The organism is Pedobacter changchengzhani, assembly GCF_004354365.1.
Classification (GTDB): Bacteria; Bacteroidota; Bacteroidia; order Sphingobacteriales; family Sphingobacteriaceae; genus Pedobacter; species Pedobacter changchengzhani.
This window is the reverse complement of sequence record NZ_SJCY01000004.1, coordinates 114,445-129,744: the sequence shown is the minus strand read 5'-3', so window position 1 is coordinate 129,744 and position 15,300 is coordinate 114,445. Positions and strand designations below refer to the sequence as shown.

At 34.5% G+C, this 15,300-nt stretch carries 16 protein-coding genes, 1 tRNA gene and 1 pseudogene; 6 read left to right on the top strand and 12 right to left on the bottom strand.

Annotation, left to right across the window (positions count from 1 at the left end):
- Nucleotides 1-31: 31 nt before the first annotated feature.
- Nucleotides 32-604 carry a cytochrome b/b6 domain-containing protein gene (locus EZJ43_RS07670; RefSeq protein ID WP_133262118.1) on the bottom strand — a complete coding sequence of 191 codons (573 nt, stop codon included), beginning with the start codon at nucleotides 602-604 and terminating at the stop codon, nucleotides 32-34.
- Nucleotides 605-1,029: 425 nt separating this feature from the next.
- Between EZJ43_RS07670 and EZJ43_RS07665 the strand changes: the two genes are divergently transcribed.
- The 6 genes and pseudogenes from EZJ43_RS07665 (at nucleotide 1,030) to EZJ43_RS17075 (ending at nucleotide 4,013) form a co-directional block, all read left to right on the top strand.
- The gene (locus EZJ43_RS07665; RefSeq protein WP_133262117.1) at nucleotides 1,030-1,233 is read left to right on the top strand and encodes a restriction endonuclease subunit S domain-containing protein; all 204 of its coding nucleotides are present in this window, start codon (nucleotides 1,030-1,032) and stop codon (nucleotides 1,231-1,233) included.
- Nucleotides 1,234-1,248: 15 nt separating this feature from the next.
- Nucleotides 1,249-1,458: pseudogene (locus tag EZJ43_RS07660) on the top strand (restriction endonuclease subunit S); the annotation flags it as partial.
- Nucleotides 1,459-1,496: 38 nt separating this feature from the next.
- Complete coding sequence (gene tcmP / locus EZJ43_RS07655; protein ID WP_133262115.1) at nucleotides 1,497-2,339, top strand: three-Cys-motif partner protein TcmP; 843 nt, start codon at nucleotides 1,497-1,499, stop codon at nucleotides 2,337-2,339.
- Nucleotides 2,339-3,106, top strand: a complete 768-nt coding sequence (locus EZJ43_RS07650) for a DUF5131 family protein (RefSeq protein ID WP_133262114.1) — start codon at nucleotides 2,339-2,341, stop codon at nucleotides 3,104-3,106. The genes tcmP and EZJ43_RS07650 overlap by 1 nt, the downstream gene beginning before the upstream one ends.
- 156 nt (nucleotides 3,107-3,262) lie before the next feature.
- Nucleotides 3,263-3,571, top strand: coding sequence for a helix-turn-helix domain-containing protein (locus EZJ43_RS07645; protein ID WP_207924588.1), 309 nt, complete (start codon nucleotides 3,263-3,265; stop codon nucleotides 3,569-3,571).
- A gap of 283 nt (nucleotides 3,572-3,854) precedes the next feature.
- Nucleotides 3,855-4,013: a hypothetical protein gene (locus EZJ43_RS17075; RefSeq protein WP_165953105.1), complete on the top strand. Its 159-nt coding sequence runs from the start codon at nucleotides 3,855-3,857 to the stop codon at nucleotides 4,011-4,013.
- Nucleotides 4,014-4,344: 331 nt separating this feature from the next.
- On the opposite strand, the gene EZJ43_RS07640 is transcribed toward EZJ43_RS17075, so the two are convergent.
- From EZJ43_RS07640 to EZJ43_RS17070, 11 genes are all read right to left on the bottom strand, one after another.
- A complete protein-coding gene (locus EZJ43_RS07640) occupies nucleotides 4,345-5,061 on the bottom strand; it encodes a GIN domain-containing protein (protein ID WP_133262112.1) in 717 nt (238 codons plus the stop codon).
- Nucleotides 5,062-5,458: 397 nt separating this feature from the next.
- Nucleotides 5,459-5,538, bottom strand: a tRNA-Leu gene (locus tag EZJ43_RS07635).
- 90 nt (nucleotides 5,539-5,628) lie between these two features.
- Complete coding sequence (locus EZJ43_RS07630) at nucleotides 5,629-5,940, bottom strand: DUF3817 domain-containing protein (RefSeq protein ID WP_133262111.1); 312 nt, start codon at nucleotides 5,938-5,940, stop codon at nucleotides 5,629-5,631.
- Nucleotides 5,941-6,189: 249 nt separating this feature from the next.
- Nucleotides 6,190-6,705 carry an iron-sulfur cluster co-chaperone HscB C-terminal domain-containing protein gene (locus tag EZJ43_RS07625; RefSeq protein ID WP_133262110.1) on the bottom strand — a complete coding sequence of 172 codons (516 nt, stop codon included), beginning with the start codon at nucleotides 6,703-6,705 and terminating at the stop codon, nucleotides 6,190-6,192.
- A gap of 338 nt (nucleotides 6,706-7,043) precedes the next feature.
- Entirely contained in the window at nucleotides 7,044-8,432 is a 1,389-nt protein-coding gene (rseP, locus tag EZJ43_RS07620) for an RIP metalloprotease RseP (RefSeq protein ID WP_133262109.1), read from the bottom strand.
- A 28-nt stretch (nucleotides 8,433-8,460) separates the two neighbouring features.
- Nucleotides 8,461-9,645 carry a 1-deoxy-D-xylulose-5-phosphate reductoisomerase gene (locus EZJ43_RS07615; protein ID WP_243718061.1) on the bottom strand — a complete coding sequence of 395 codons (1,185 nt, stop codon included), beginning with the start codon at nucleotides 9,643-9,645 and terminating at the stop codon, nucleotides 8,461-8,463.
- A 553-nt stretch (nucleotides 9,646-10,198) separates the two neighbouring features.
- On the bottom strand, nucleotides 10,199-11,695 hold the full coding sequence (locus EZJ43_RS07610; RefSeq protein WP_133262108.1) for a GH3 auxin-responsive promoter family protein: 1,497 nt from the start codon (nucleotides 11,693-11,695) through the stop codon (nucleotides 10,199-10,201).
- A gap of 110 nt (nucleotides 11,696-11,805) precedes the next feature.
- Nucleotides 11,806-12,681, bottom strand: a complete 876-nt coding sequence (locus EZJ43_RS07605) for a hypothetical protein (RefSeq protein ID WP_133262107.1) — start codon at nucleotides 12,679-12,681, stop codon at nucleotides 11,806-11,808.
- Between the two features lie 58 nt (nucleotides 12,682-12,739).
- On the bottom strand, nucleotides 12,740-13,708 hold the full coding sequence (locus tag EZJ43_RS07600) for a glycosyltransferase (protein WP_133262106.1): 969 nt from the start codon (nucleotides 13,706-13,708) through the stop codon (nucleotides 12,740-12,742).
- 76 nt (nucleotides 13,709-13,784) lie between these two features.
- The gene (locus EZJ43_RS07595) at nucleotides 13,785-14,732 is read right to left on the bottom strand and encodes a glycosyltransferase family 2 protein (RefSeq protein WP_133262105.1); all 948 of its coding nucleotides are present in this window, start codon (nucleotides 14,730-14,732) and stop codon (nucleotides 13,785-13,787) included.
- Between the two features lie 172 nt (nucleotides 14,733-14,904).
- Nucleotides 14,905-15,072 (bottom strand): hypothetical protein, encoded by a 168-nt coding sequence (locus EZJ43_RS17070; protein ID WP_165953104.1) that lies wholly within the window; start codon nucleotides 15,070-15,072, stop codon nucleotides 14,905-14,907.
- Nucleotides 15,073-15,300 lie beyond the last annotated feature (228 nt).

Sequence of the window (15,300 nt, the reverse complement as noted above, 5' to 3'; positions counted from 1 at the left end):
AATGGCTAAAAATTTAATTCTGCTTTTTTGATTATTCTCTCGAGCCACTTATTATTCTCGATATAATTCCTTTTTGTGTGGTAAATTCTGCTATTAATACACCTCCCAAATGGATTGCTATAAACCCTAATAAATAGTAAATGCCAAGCACATGAATTTCTTCCATCGGCTTTTGTAATAGTTTCGGGCCAAACATTACCATCATTCCTGTAGTAAGCGAAACAATAACACAAGCATAAAAAATAAGGTATGTCCATTTCTGAAATTTTACTTTAAACGATTGTTTTTGAAGAAAAGGACTTTGAATGTTCATTTTTCCAAAAGCGGGAAGGATAAATCGAATACTAAACAAACCAAGCAATACATAGCCAATGTAGATATGCCAATCCCACATCGGTTGTCTTATTTTTTTTGCCAACGCAATGGCCTGTTCCTGAGATAACTTCTGCCCCGTATCCGGTAGAAAATCTTGTATAATCACAGCCATATTATTTTTATTCATCCACGTTAAGCGCAAAAAAATTGTAACCAATAACAGCAAAAATGAAATGGCAATTGCCCAATGTACAATTCGATAGACTTTAGAATACGTTTTAATTTCCATAATGTTATTTGTTTAGCTTCCACAATATCACTGATTGGTTTGGTATTTTTTCTCAGTAGAAATAGGGAGAACAACAATAGTTTAATATTGTAATATCGCTAAATATGATTTAACCTGCACTGATTTACGACACAGATCGAGATGATAGTTATCATCAATATTGATTGTTTGAAGGGAGAATTATCGGTTTTTGGGAAGCTAAAATGAAATGGACGTTTTGAACAATCCACACACTACGGTTTCCCGTAACCTAAAAAAAGATAATTTTAACTAATTTGCATCAAAAAAACCACTTAATTTTAAGCTTATATGTTTACAGTTATTCAGTTAAAATCTCTAAATTCGGAAAATAACTAACGCTATGTCTAAAAAGCTACTCTCTGAACGCGACATCTGTACAAAATTTATTTCGCCCGCGATTGAAAATGCCGGATGGAATAAACTTACCCAATGTTGAACGTGTTGGAGCAGGGATTGGAGAAACTGTGGTAATTGATCGAAATTTAGACTTTTGTATTTATGTAAGTGTAGCTTTAATTCAATTATTTAAAAAATTTATCAATTCAAATTATTTGGCTTATGTATTCAATTCTTCCTACGGTATTAGATATGCGAAAGGAAATATATGAAGTAAAGGAGGTTCTGCTGGTAATTTTAACTTAGGGAGAATTAGGTCATTTCAAATACCATTTCCACCATTATCCATGCAAACCCAAATCGTTTCCAAATTAGATAATTTAATGAAAACTTGCGATGATTTAGAAACCAGTATAAAACAAAGCCAATTACAAAATGAGCAATTGTTGCAACAGGTGCTAAAAGAGGCTTTGGAGGTTAGGGAGGAAAATATATAAAAATTGTATATTTACTAAAAAAATTAGTAATTTAGATTATGAAAAATACTTTCGGTGGAAACTGGACGGAAGCCAAAATGGAAATAATTGTTGCATATGCTAAAGCATATTTGGTAATTATGAGTAAGCAGGCTTGGGCAAAAACTATTTATTTTGACGGGTTTGCGGGATCTGGTCTTATAGAAGTTGACGGTAGAGAGGATGTTGTTAAAGGAACTTCTCTCAGGATTTTAGATATATTAGAGCCAAAACCATTTGATACGTATTATTTTGTAGAGAAGGATGAAAAAATAAAAATAGCCCTAGAAAATAATATCAAAACTAATTATCCTGATAAGGAAAAGAATGCACATGTAGTTTGTGAAGATTGTAATGTTAAGTTGGTTGCTATGGCTAATTTCCTTACAAGAAATAAAAGCTTTAGGGCTTTAGGATTTATTGATCCTTACGGTATGTCTGTAAATTGGGATTCAATTAGTAAACTAAAAGGTTTGGGAATTGATTTATGGATATTGGTTCCAACTGGTTTGGGAATAAACAGATTATTAAAAAATAATGGTGAGATTTCAGAAGCTTGGCTTTTGAAATTGGAAAAGTTTTTAGGATTAGGTAGGGAAGAAATAAGAAATCATTTTTATAAAACACAAATTGTTAATACGTTATTTGGGGAAGAAACTCTCGTAAATAAAGAAAAAAGTACGGTAATAAAAGCTGGAGAATTATATAAACAGCGCTTAAATACTGTTTTTAAATTTGTATCTGAGCCGTTTATTATGAGAAATAAAACTAATTCAATTATGTATCATTTTATGATGGCCACAAATAATAGTTCGGCTTTGCAAATTGCTAATGATGTCATCAAACCAAAATATAAAGAATAATGGCCACATCAACAATAGAATGGACAGAATTAACTTGGAACCCAGTTACCGGTTGCAGTAAGATAAGCCCTGGCTGCAAGTTTTGTTATGCCGAAACCATGACCAGACGTTTAAAGGCAATGGGCGTGGACAAATATAAAGATGGTTTTAAAAATGTTAAAACGCATCCAGATACGCTTAACACGCCTTTTACTTGGCGTAAGCCGAAAGTGATTTTTGTAAACTCTATGAGCGATTTATTTCATCCAGAAGTACCAACAGAATTTATAAAAGCTGTTTTTGCTGTAATGAACCAAACACCTCAGCATATTTATCAGGTGTTAACTAAGCGTTCAGAAAGAGTACGAGAATTATCTGGCCAGTTAAATTGGACTCAAAATATTTGGATGGGTGTTTCTGTCGAGAATGAAGAGTTTAGTTTTAGGATAGACGATTTATCACTAACAAGTGCAGCCGTAAAATTTTTGTCCATAGAACCATTAATAGGTGAAGTTAAAACGCTAAATCTTAAGCATATTAACTGGGTTATTGTAGGTGGTGAGTCCGGCCATAAAGCTAGACCAGTGGAAAAAAAATGGATTGATTATGTTAAAGACAAGTGTTTAGAAAGCAACGTACCCTTTTTCTTTAAGCAATGGGGTAAACCTAAATTTAATGTTAATCAATTAGACCCAACCATACTTCCGGATCATCCAAAACATGCAAAAGGTGGTTGCCAGTTAGATGGTAAAATCTACCGTGAAATGCCAGTAAGTTTAGCTGTTTAATGAGTTAAATTTTTTACATTCAATTCAAAAAAGTAGTATTCGGCAAGTATATCAATTAGATCGTATTTTAAGAAAAATTGCGTGGCCAAATAGAATGCTTGTTCAAAACCTAACAGAAAAACCTAAATTTTACATTACATAAAATTTCTAAAAAACATGCTTAAAAATCCATTAATGCAAAGCCTAAGAAAAGGTTTAACAATAGAGGAACAAGCTCAAATAGATAATTCGTTTGCATTGGCAAATCGGATTGCGCACCTTTTAGAAGCACATAAAATTTCGCAAAAGCAACTTGCACAAAAATTACAGAAGAGAGAATCTGAAATAAGTAAGTGGCTTAGTGGCGGGCATAACTTTACGCAGCAAACGTTAACTAAAATTTCGTTGGTAATAGGTGAGCCAATTTACCAAATACCTACCGTAGTAAATAAAGCAGCTGATGCGATTGCTCAAAAACTTGTATAGAAAATATACTTTTGCCAATTGTAACTGGAAATCAGTTAATGCAAGGCGCTGAAAAACTATAAGTAATTTATCAAGAATCTAAATCAAGTGTTTTAACATTTTACAATCAATTCACGATGAAGATAAGCGTATATAATATTTTAAATAGCGGAAATGGTTCACTACAGTTCAATTAACTTATATCTTCATTTGCATTTAATTTTTCACTTGCTAAATGTATTAGATTAGAGTTTATTGTTTATCAATTCTAAATCCTTACCTTTGCAGTTAAATAAAATTATCAATGGCATTAGCAATTAAATCAATTCCGGTTCTTAGGAGTAAGGTAGCTGGCGATTTTGTAAAAAAAGCAGAAGCTACTGTGTCTAAAAAAGCAACGGTTAATTTTTCTCAACAAACTGCTGTAGCATCAAAAATATTGGCTAAAGCAAAGCTTAAATAATAGTGCATTGTTATTAGACGCCTGTACTTTCCAAAACCTCGACCAAGAGGTTTTAGCAAATTGCGAAGCATTTGATTGTGGCAATGAGGATTTAAACGACTTCTTTTGTAATGATACCCTTCAATACAATAACCAACTTCTCGGCAAAACATACTGTTTTACGTAAAATTACATCCAATAATAATTGTTTGTGGATATTCAATTTTTAACGATACACTAAAATGCCTCCGTGACCCAGACATATCTTTGAAAATGGGCTGCATATTAATAGAAAAGAGGCTTTCTCCTATTTTGAGAAAGCCTCTTCTTAAATAATATTAAATGATCTTGTTTATAATTTAATAAGATTACTAGTAAATGAAATTGAAGAGGTAATAACAGGTTTGCCCTTATAATAGAGTTTCACAACACCATCTAAATTAACATTAAGTTTTTTAGAAGCATTTACATAGCCTTTGCTTGTTCCAGTTGCGTTAACAGTGACCTCATCAGCAACAAGATCAACAGTTTGTTGATTAGATGTACCCGCTAAAGTAGAAAATAATTTCGTTGCCGAACCACTTAAATCAAGCTTTGAACCGGCCGTAATATTAGTAGTTAACGATGGAGTATTTATAGTATTACTAAATAAGGAATTAGTACCATTTAAAGTTAAACTATTAATAGAAGGGGAGCCTGAATATATTTTTATAGGCTTCGTAGTAGAGATAGAAGTATTTGATTTAAAAGTAATTTTTAAGGTTCTATTTATTAATTCAGTCTTAATAAGTGGTTCAATGTTGGATTCCGCTTCCACTCTAGTATAAGTTTCATTCCCTTGCACAAAAATTAAGGAACCGATTCCAGTGTAATCAATAGAATCAAAATCTCCAACCGTCCGGTTAACAGTAACTACATCGCCATTACCGGTAACAGATGTAGTTCCAGTAGGAATATTCTTTGGTGCGACACCAGATTCTCCATTTGACCCATCAGACTTGAGATCTACCTTCGAACAGGATGATAATAACAGACCTACAACGGAGAAATATAAAAGAAATTTTTTCATGATTTATAAGTTTTTTAAAAATTTAAAATGCATATATATGTTATAACGTTGCAAAACTAAAAAAATTCCAATTGGAAAGAAAAGAATAAGGGTTATTGAGAAGCTTCCTTTGTTTACTAAGACTTAATTACCGGAGATTACTAACATACAGTGATGATAAAGCAATATACTTTAGGCAAATGAATTATAACAAATTTCTCTAATCTTAAAATTGCAGATAGATTATGAACTTTTAAGAAATTATTTGAAAAAAATTTACTTTCATGTTGCTATAAGCGCTCAGCAAAATCAATGCAACTTCCAATGTAGAATTTGTTGAGTTCTAAAGAATATAAAATATACACTGACGCAATAATTTAAAAGCAAAAAGCCTCAGATTTCTCTGAGGCTTTAGCTGTACCCAGTGCCGGAGTCGAACCGGCACGGTCTCCCACTGGTGTTTGAGACCAGCGCGTCTACCAATTCCGCCAACTGGGCATTGTTATTGTAACGGGTTGCAAATGTATGCAACACAATCCTAAATCACAACATTATTTTCAAATACATTTGAAATATTTTTTCAACCTTTTAAGCCGCTGAATTCGCAATCACTGCGCGTTCATCTTTCAATTTCCGATCTACCACAAACGGAGCAAAAGGTAACAAAGATGCTAAAAATATCAGTACCGCTTTTCCAAATTTCCATTTCTGCTCTTGCCAAGCCATAATTAAAAAAACCGCATACAGTACAAATAGCAATCCATGTGCCCAACCTGTATATTTAACCGCCAATGGTAAGCCTGCAAAATATTTTAAAGGCATGGCAACAAATAATAACAGAAGATAAGAGATACCTTCAGCAACGGCAATTTTTCTAAATATGGAAAGTGTAGAATTCATAAGATCAACTAAATTTCTCGAAAATAGGAGTTAACTCTTGCTTATCAAATAAGTTAATAAACTTTGACAGTAAACTGTTTTTGAGTTGAGCGAAACGCACATAAGAATTTAAAGGCGTGTCAAATTGATTTAAAATTTTGCCAGGGAAATACAAAATACAAGTAGAAAAACAAAAGTTGAAACAGAAATCGCATAGTGATTTAAAGCGCCAGTAAAGGTAATTAACATACGATCCTCGAGATATAGAAATTAACCCTTCGGCAACCGCTCTCTTATTCTATTTAGGTACTTCTGACGGTAAAAAAGATCTTTAATAGCCAACAAGGTATTTTCATTTCCACCAGTTTGATCGAACAAGTCTGTTAAATTTTTAAGCTCGCCAAATAGCTTCTCCTCAATGGCATCAACTTCGGCTTGTACAGTTAATAATTTGGAAGCATCGGGCTCAAACTCCATATCCATTAACGCTTCGTTTACATCCATCATTTCCATTAAAAACGTTTGTGGCAATTGATAATGCTCATCAGTTTGCACAACGCCTTTCAACTCCAGAACGTACTTCAATAACTTAGCAGGATTACTTAGCGTTTGATAAGCCTTATTATTTAACGTAGATAAATCCAAAACCTCCTGCTGTTTCTCTTCACTTTCATTGGCATAAAAATCGGGATGGAATTTTTTGCTAAATGCGTAGAACTTAGACTTAACCACGTTTAAATCAGGGTGAAATTGAAGTGGCAATTCGTAAAACTCGAAGTAATTCATATTTTAAGGTTGAGGCTGAGGTTAAGGTTGAGCCTGTAAAGTTGTGTTATAAGGTTAAGGTTGAGCCGGTAATTGTGTTATAAGGTTAAGGTTGAGGCTGAGCCGGTAATTTTGCTATAAGGTTAAGGCTGAGATCGAGGCTAAGTCGGTAATTTTGCCATAAGGTTAAGGCTTAGGTTAAACATGTAAATAGTATAAGGTTGAGGCCAAGCTATGCCAGTTTAAAAAGATTAAGTCTAATTTATTTTACCTACTTCTTTGAATCTCATCCTCATCCTCAGCCTCAACCTCAGTCTCAACCTCAATCTCAACCTCAACCTCAACCTCGTCCTCAACAACTACTTCCCAAATGCCTTAAAAATATCATTTCCGAAAGCATAAACCATTAAGCTGATTAAAATTACAAAACCAACAATTTGCGCTTTTTCCAATACCTTTTCGCTAACTGGCTTGCGTTGCACCATTTCTATTAATAAAAACACAACGTGACCACCGTCTAAACCTGGTATAGGCAATAAATTCATAAATGCCAATGCCATCGAAATTAAACCTGTTAAAGTCCAAAATTTAACCCAATCGAAAGTGCCGCCATAGGCTTGTGCAATACCCACCGGACTGCTAATGTTACGGGCACTTAACTTGCCTGTAATCATCTTACTAATCCCTTTCGCATTATCTAAAAAGCTATTATACGCCATTTTAGAACCTTCGGGTAACGATTCGAAAAAACCAAAGTTTACATGTGCTGTAGCCAACGAATTAAAATTAGGGATTACACCAATGGTTCCGTTGCTATTTACCTTTAAATTAAAATCAATCGGCTGTCCATTTCTTAACGCATGAATACTAACTTCTTTATTGGCATTTTTAGATATTTCTCCTTTAAACTGATCGAAAAACACAATAGGTGTACCATTAACTGATAACACACTATCTTTTGGTTTTATCCCTGCATTAAAAGCCGGGTAAACTGGCTTCTCCTTTTTACGTTTCAATAATTTATCCATAAACGAAGGAGCATCTGCTTTTTCATCAGGCACACTAATTTCGCGTATGCTACCCATTCTAAACCTTGGCGCAATAAAACTTTCTTTATCGTTTTTAGTAATTTTATTTAAAATGGTATCTGGTACGGCAACATACAATGTTTTTTCACCACGTAATACTGTAAGTTGTGCATCTCCAAAAAGTACTTTCGTACTTAGCAAATCATCAAAACGGATCAGTTTTTTACCATTAATGGCTAAAACCCGATCTCCTGTTTGCAATCCAATTTCTTTCCCAATACTCCCTACAGAAATACCGTCAACCAATTTATCGTTAACCACATAGTTTTGTCCGTATTTAAAAGTAAGCATCCAAAAAATAAAAATACCTACAATAATATTTACGAAAATACCGCCTAGCATTACAATTAACCGTTGCCAAGCAGGTTTTGAGCGAAACTCCCAAGGTTGTGCAGGTTGAGCCAGTTGCTCAGTATCCATGCTCTCATCAATCATGCCCGCAATTTTAACATAGCCACCCAAAGGCAACCATCCCACACCGTATTCTACCCCGCCTTTTTTAAAACTGAAGAGCTTAAATCCCCATGCATCAAAAAACAAATAAAACTTTTCTACTTTAATACCAAATGCTCTTGCTGCCAAAAAATGCCCCAATTCGTGTAAAATCACTAATAAAGACAATCCGAGCAACAACTGCCCCGCCATAATCAATCCATTCATATTTTCTAATAAAATTTTATGTTAGATGTTAAAATATACTTTTTGTTACTAATTCGGCCGCTAAGATACGGCTATGTTTGTCAGTTTCTAAATAATCGTTTAATTCTGGCTTTTCAATGAAAGAAATTTCGTCCATACAGCATTCAATAACATCGCTCATTTGCAAGAAACCCACTTTATCTTGTAAAAATGCTTCTACAACAATTTCATTTGCAGCATTAAGAATACACGGCATATTGCCACCTTTTTTCAAGGATGAGAAAGCCAATTCCAAGTTCCTAAATGTCTTGCTATCAGCCTGCTGAAAAGTAAAAGTTGGGTAATCTAAAAAATTAAACCGCTTAAAATTATTTTTTAACCTATCGGGATGATTTAACGCGTATTGGATGGGCAGCTTCATATCCGGAACACCCATTTGCGCTTTCATCGATCCATCAGTAAACTGCACCAAAGAATGAACGATGGATTGAGGGTGCACAATCACATCAATTTGATTTACATCAAGATTAAAAAGCCATTTAGCTTCAATTACTTCCAATCCTTTGTTCATTAACGATGCAGAATCGATCGTAATTTTTGCACCCATTACCCAATTTGGATGCTTTAAGGCCTGCTCTTTTTTAACGGAGGATAGAAAATTTTTATCCTTGCCTAAAAAAGGACCGCCAGAGGCTGTTAAATAAATCTTTTCGATTTCATTCTGCTCCTCTCCTACCAAACATTGAAAAATTGCTGAATGCTCGGAATCTACCGGAAGAATCTTGACTTGATATTCTTTAGCCAAGGCAGTGATATATTCTCCAGCTACAACTAACGTTTCTTTATTGGCTAAGGCGATATCTTTGCCGGCTTTTATGGCAGCTATTGTGGGTTTTAAACCAACCGAACCCATTATTGCAGTCAATACAATATTCCCCTTAGGATAAACAGCAGCCTCACTTAAAGCCTCTTCACCAGCCAAAACTTTAATATTATACAATGCTAAAGCGTTTTTAACCTCCAAATATTTACTTTCATCGCCAATTACAACCATTTCTGGCTTAAACTCAATAGCTTGCTGAATTAGCAGTTCTGCATTTTTAAGTGCAGACAGAACGGAAACTTTGAAACGATTAGGATGATCTCTAATTACTTCAAGTGCCTGTGTACCAATGCTTCCTGTTGAGCCGAGTATGATGATGGTATTATATTGTTTTATTGTTTTATTGTTCAATTGTTTTTTTTTCTTCTTGTTAAAATTTACGCTACTTAAATTGAATTTTTTTTATTTGAAAAGCAGGCTTAGTGCTTCTCGGTTACGAAAGTCCCGCTTTCCATTTCAATCTTTTAATGGCAAAGTTACTAACTCTAACTAGCCATGCGCCTATTAGAGTTAGTAACTTTCAAAGGCCATTTTAAAAGTATTTTCATTCCTATCGGGTTTATTTTACCAAAGAAAATCGTCAAATACTCAAATGCTTATTGAAGCCAAACCTTTTAATCATTACATTAAACTCTAGGCTTTTCAACCTAGCTAAGCCTAAGTAGTACATCTTCGTTCTACTTAAATCGTCCTAACAAATTTTTGGGCCACATTGTCAAAGCCAAGGTACTGACTTAAATATAAAAATTTTAAGCCGACACTTTTGTGTTTTCATTAGTGCTTATTTTTTAAATGTGTTCAAGCTAGCTTCGCTGGTCTTTTTGTTGTCAAAAAAAAAGTCCGTCTGGCTAGGACAAAACCAAAAAAGATTGCCGCGTCGTGCCTCCTCGCAATGACGCGATGACTAAACAATATATCTCCCTAAATCATCTGCCAAATCCCTATCATTACTCAACCTCGGCACTTTATTTTGTCCGCCCAATTTACCTTTACTCTTCATATAATTCACAAACGCATCTTTTTGCAAAATTTGTATTACCAAAGGTTTAAGAATATTACCTTCAATAAGGTCAAAATAGTAAATATTTTTCTTTTGTAAAGCCTCATCAACTTTTTTACTAAAAGAAGTGATGTTTTTTGGTGGCGAAGAAAATTCTATAAACCATTCGTGGTAGGGCAAACCTTCCTTCGGACTTACCTGTGGTGCTACCGTAAATTCCGTAATTTTTACACCTTCTGCATTTGCAACAGTTAATAATGCATGTTCTACTTCTTCGCCAATAACATGCTCGCCAAAAGCAGAAATAAAGTGTTTTATGCGTCCGGTAACGATAATTTTATATGGATTTTTGGATACAAATTTTACAGTATCGCCAATGCTATATCCCCACAAACCAGCATTCGTATTTAAAATAAGCGCATAATTTGTATCTAATTCAATTTCGCCAAGCGATAATCTGGTGGGTTTATCATTGTGGTATTCATCCGCTGGGATAAACTCGTAAAATATTCCCGCATCGGCCAATAACAACAAACCTTTATCTTTTTGAGAATCTTGATAAGCAATAAAACCTTCGGAAGCGGGATAGGTTTCTATCGAATCTATTTTACGACCAATACTTTGCTCTATTTTTGCCCGATAAGGTTCGAAATTTACACCGCCATAAATAAATAAACTAAAGTTTTTAAAAATTTCGGCAATCTTTTGGCCGCCACTTTTTTCCGAAAGTTTATCAAAATACATCTGCACCCAAGGCGGAATACCAGAAATTAAAGTCATGTCTTCATGTATGGTTTCATCCACAATGGCATCTACTTTTTCTTCCCAATCTTCGATAATATTGGTTTCTAAAGATGGCAACCGGTTTTTTTGGAGATATTTTGGAACGTGGTGCGCAACGATACCGGATAAACGCCCGATATTTATTCCATTTTTAACGCTTAGCGTAGGACTACCCTGCAGAAAAATCATTTTACCATTAACAAAATCGGCTTTACCAGTTTCGTTAATATAGGTAAGAATTGCGTTTCGAGCGGCCTTAATATGCTCTGGCATTGATTCTTTAGAAAGCGGAATGTATTTAACGCCTGAAGTTGTGCCAGATGTTTTGGCGAAATAAAGTGGTTTCCCTTTCCAGAGCACATCGGCTTCGCCAGCAACAACTCGATCTACATACTTTTTTAAACCTTCATAATCCCGAATGGGCACAAAAGATTTAAAATCAGTATAATTTTTAATTTCTGTAAAGTGATGGTCTTTTCCGAAAGCGGTTTCTTTAGCACTTTCGATTAAATTTTGAAGGATTTTATCTTGAGCTGAAACAGCATTATTTTTCCATTTACTAATTTGCCAAACTGCATAATTAGCGAATGGCTTACTTAATATCGATTTCAAACCCATAATACCCCAAACCCCTAAAGGGGCTTTTCCCTTCTTCCGTTAATATTTAGTGTTTTATTTCTCGTCATTTTATGCAACTACTACAAGTCCCCTTTAGGGGATTTAGGGGTTTAAACTATATTATGTAAAATATCTGGGTGTTCATCGCCTTTATATTCGTGCATAATCTTGCGATAAGCCACCGCAAAAAATGCAGTTGTAAAAGGCACAATTACGAAGGAACTGAATACAACAACTATAAAGGAAATGTATTGGTTAATATCGTAATCGAAAAAGAAATTGATTAGCCTAAAACCTGTCATTACGACTACATAAAAGAAACCAAAAACTAAGGCCTGTACAACCACCAAACCAACAAAAATGAATAATAATTTAACAAAATTACCTCTTGTGGTTGCCAAACTTAATTTCAGCGATTCGAACGGAGAACAGTGCTTATCGATAATAAAAAACGGAAAGAATACAATTCTAATAAAGGTAAAAAATATGCTCAACGCTGCAATCGCCACGGCAACGTTTACAATGGTTTTACCGGCGTCGGTAAAGTTATTGATCCAGCCTTCTCTTACCGCAAAGTTTAAAACCAAATCTAACAAATAAAGCACAGGCATTAATAAAACACCCACAAGAAAAATACTCGCCCCAAAGTAAACCGTGCCAATTAAAAAACGAACAATTTCTTGTCGGGTTGGTAAGGTTTCTATAATTTTAATATCCGGGTTACCGCCATCTAATAATCTGATAATATATTTAATTAAGCAAAGTTCTACAATGCAATAACTCATTATAAAAATTAGCGACATTAAAATACGGATTCCGATGTGTAACTCGCCCATAAAAAAGGCCATAAAAGTTGATGTGGATACCGTTAAAAAGATAAGAAAACACAATGTTGCTATCGAGACGTAATTATCTCTGGTAACCACCCAAGCATCTGTTACAACCTCTTTTACCGCAAAAGTACTCTCTTTTAAATAGTTAATCATTTTAGTTTTTTAGCTGATTGGTTATTTTAGTTGGTTGGTTATTTAGTTGGTTGGTTTTTTAGTTCGTCGCAAAAATCACTCGTTTAACAAAATCTTGCATAAACCCTAAACCGTAAGCCGTTAATTGGATGAATGAAGATATTATACTCAAAAATGCAACTTTTAAACTCTTATTTACCGACCAAGAGTGAAAAAATATCAACATAAAGTACATTATAACTAAAAAATCTAAAATATAGGCCAAAGGCGGATAAATTATATTCATTGCCAATGTACCTATCATACCCAAAGTAGCAAAAGCCGGGAAGAAATGTATGAGTTTTAGCTCTTTTGGAAAATGCTTGTAAATATTAATCCTTGCCCTACCAAAAAAATGCAGTTGTTTATAAAATTGGGCAAAACTTGTTCGTCTTTTATGATAAACTTTCGCCTCGGGGATTAAGCCGATTTTAAAGCCATTTTCTTGAATTCGGATGCTGTATTCGATATCTTCGCCTAATCTGGTTAGGATAAAACCACCAACTTTTTCCCAGGCTTGGCGCGATACGCCCATGTTAAAACTGCGTGGATGAAATTGCCCTACGTGCTTTTTATTACCACGAATGCCACCGGTTGTAAAAGGCGACGTCATGGCGTAACTTATGGCTTTTTGAATTGCTGTAAAACTTTCATGCGCAGCATCTGGTCCGCCGTAAGCATCTAAATGGTGCTCGTACAAATAATTTTTTACCGTTTCTAAATAATCAGCAGGAATTAAACAATCAGAATCAAAAATTACAAAATAATCGCCTCTCGCCCGCTCAAAACCAAAATTACGGGCAAAACCCTGACCAGCATTTTCTTTAAAAAAATATTTTATATCGAGCTGATCAGCGTAAGAATCAACAATCGACTTTGCATCATTTGTAGAACCATCTTCTATAACCAAAACCTCAAACTGTAAATAAGTTTGGTTCACGAGGGTATTTAAAAGCTCGTCTATTTCTTGCGGCCGGTTATAAAGTGGAATTATTATAGAGAAAAACATTTTGAAAAGGTTTAAGGTTAAAGGTTGAAAGTTGAAGGTTTGGGCGCAAAGAACCTTACGCCTTAAACCTTTTGCCTTACACCCGCTTTTCTATTAAATATTGATTTCTTTCTGGTGCGTTTCGTGATAAAAGTTCGGCGATGAAACCAGCTAAAAACAGTTGAGAACCCACAACAATTGCAACTAACGATAAATAAAACAGGGGTTGATCGGTTACATTTCTGTACTCTAATCCACTATGAATTAAATATTGCTTTTCTATCAACATATAAATCGACATCACCATACCGATAATAAAACTCAACACACCTAACGAACCGAAAAAGTGCATTGGGCGTTTGCCAAATTTACCTACGAAGAATATCGATAGTAAATCTAAAAAGCCATTTATAAACCTACTGAAACCAAATTTGGTTGTGCCGTACTTACGTGCTCTATGTTCTACAACCTGCTCGGCAATTTTGTTAAACCCTGCCCATTTTGCAATTACAGGGATGTAACGATGCATTTCGCCGTAAACTTCGATGGTTTTTACAACATCACTTCTATAAGCTTTTAAGCCACAGTTAAAATCATTTAATTCTATGCCGCTCATTTTGCGAGTGGCTGCGTTAAATAATTTAGTGGGAATGGTTTTCGTAATTGGATCGTAACGTTTCTTTTTCCAACCTGAGATTAAATCGAGTTTCTCTTCTTTAATTCTGCGGTATAATTCGGGTATTTCGTCAGGACTATCTTGCAAATCCGCATCCATCGTAATTACAACATCGCCTTGCGTAGCTTCGAAGGCTACATTTAAAGCTGCAGATTTACCGTAATTTCTCCTAAATTTAATTCCTTTTATAGCCGGATTCTGCAGTCGTAACGATTCGATCACTTCCCAAGAATTGTCTGTACTCCCATCATCAACCAAAATAACTTCGTAACTGAAATTATGATCGTTCATTACCTGCGCAATCCATGCCGTTAATTCTGGCAAAGATTCATCTTCATTAAATAAGGGTACTACAACTGATATATCCATTTTTTTCAAGTGTTATCGTCATTGCGAGAAGGAACGACGAAGCAATCTATCTGAAAGATTGCCACACTCCTACGCAATTCCCACGCTTCGTTCGCAATGACGTGGTATTTAAAAACGTGCAAATTTCATCAAATTAAATGATAAAACTGCACGTTTGAAATTTTCTTATTGTTTACAGTTTTAAGTCTTTAGCGCTTACTTTTACAATTTTTCCATGTTCAGAAAATACGAGAAAACCATCATTTTTCTTTTTGTAAGCAACTAATTTCTTGAAAGTTAAATCCATTCCTAAACTTATCTTCTCATGAAGTTCTTTAAGTTTTGTTGACTTATCTTGCATATTTAGTTAATTTAATTGTGACCAGATTTCTTTTTCAAAGATAGTTATTTCAGTGCCATTTCCTTCGGCAATAAATTTAAGTTCTGCTTTTGAATTATCTAACACAAACCAAAAATCACACTAATTTATGAATAACTTTAAATTTTCTATCCCTTTAAAATATCTTCTCCTAATTACATCTTCAGGAATATGATGACCACCTTCTGCAACCCTTGTTTTAACACGTTC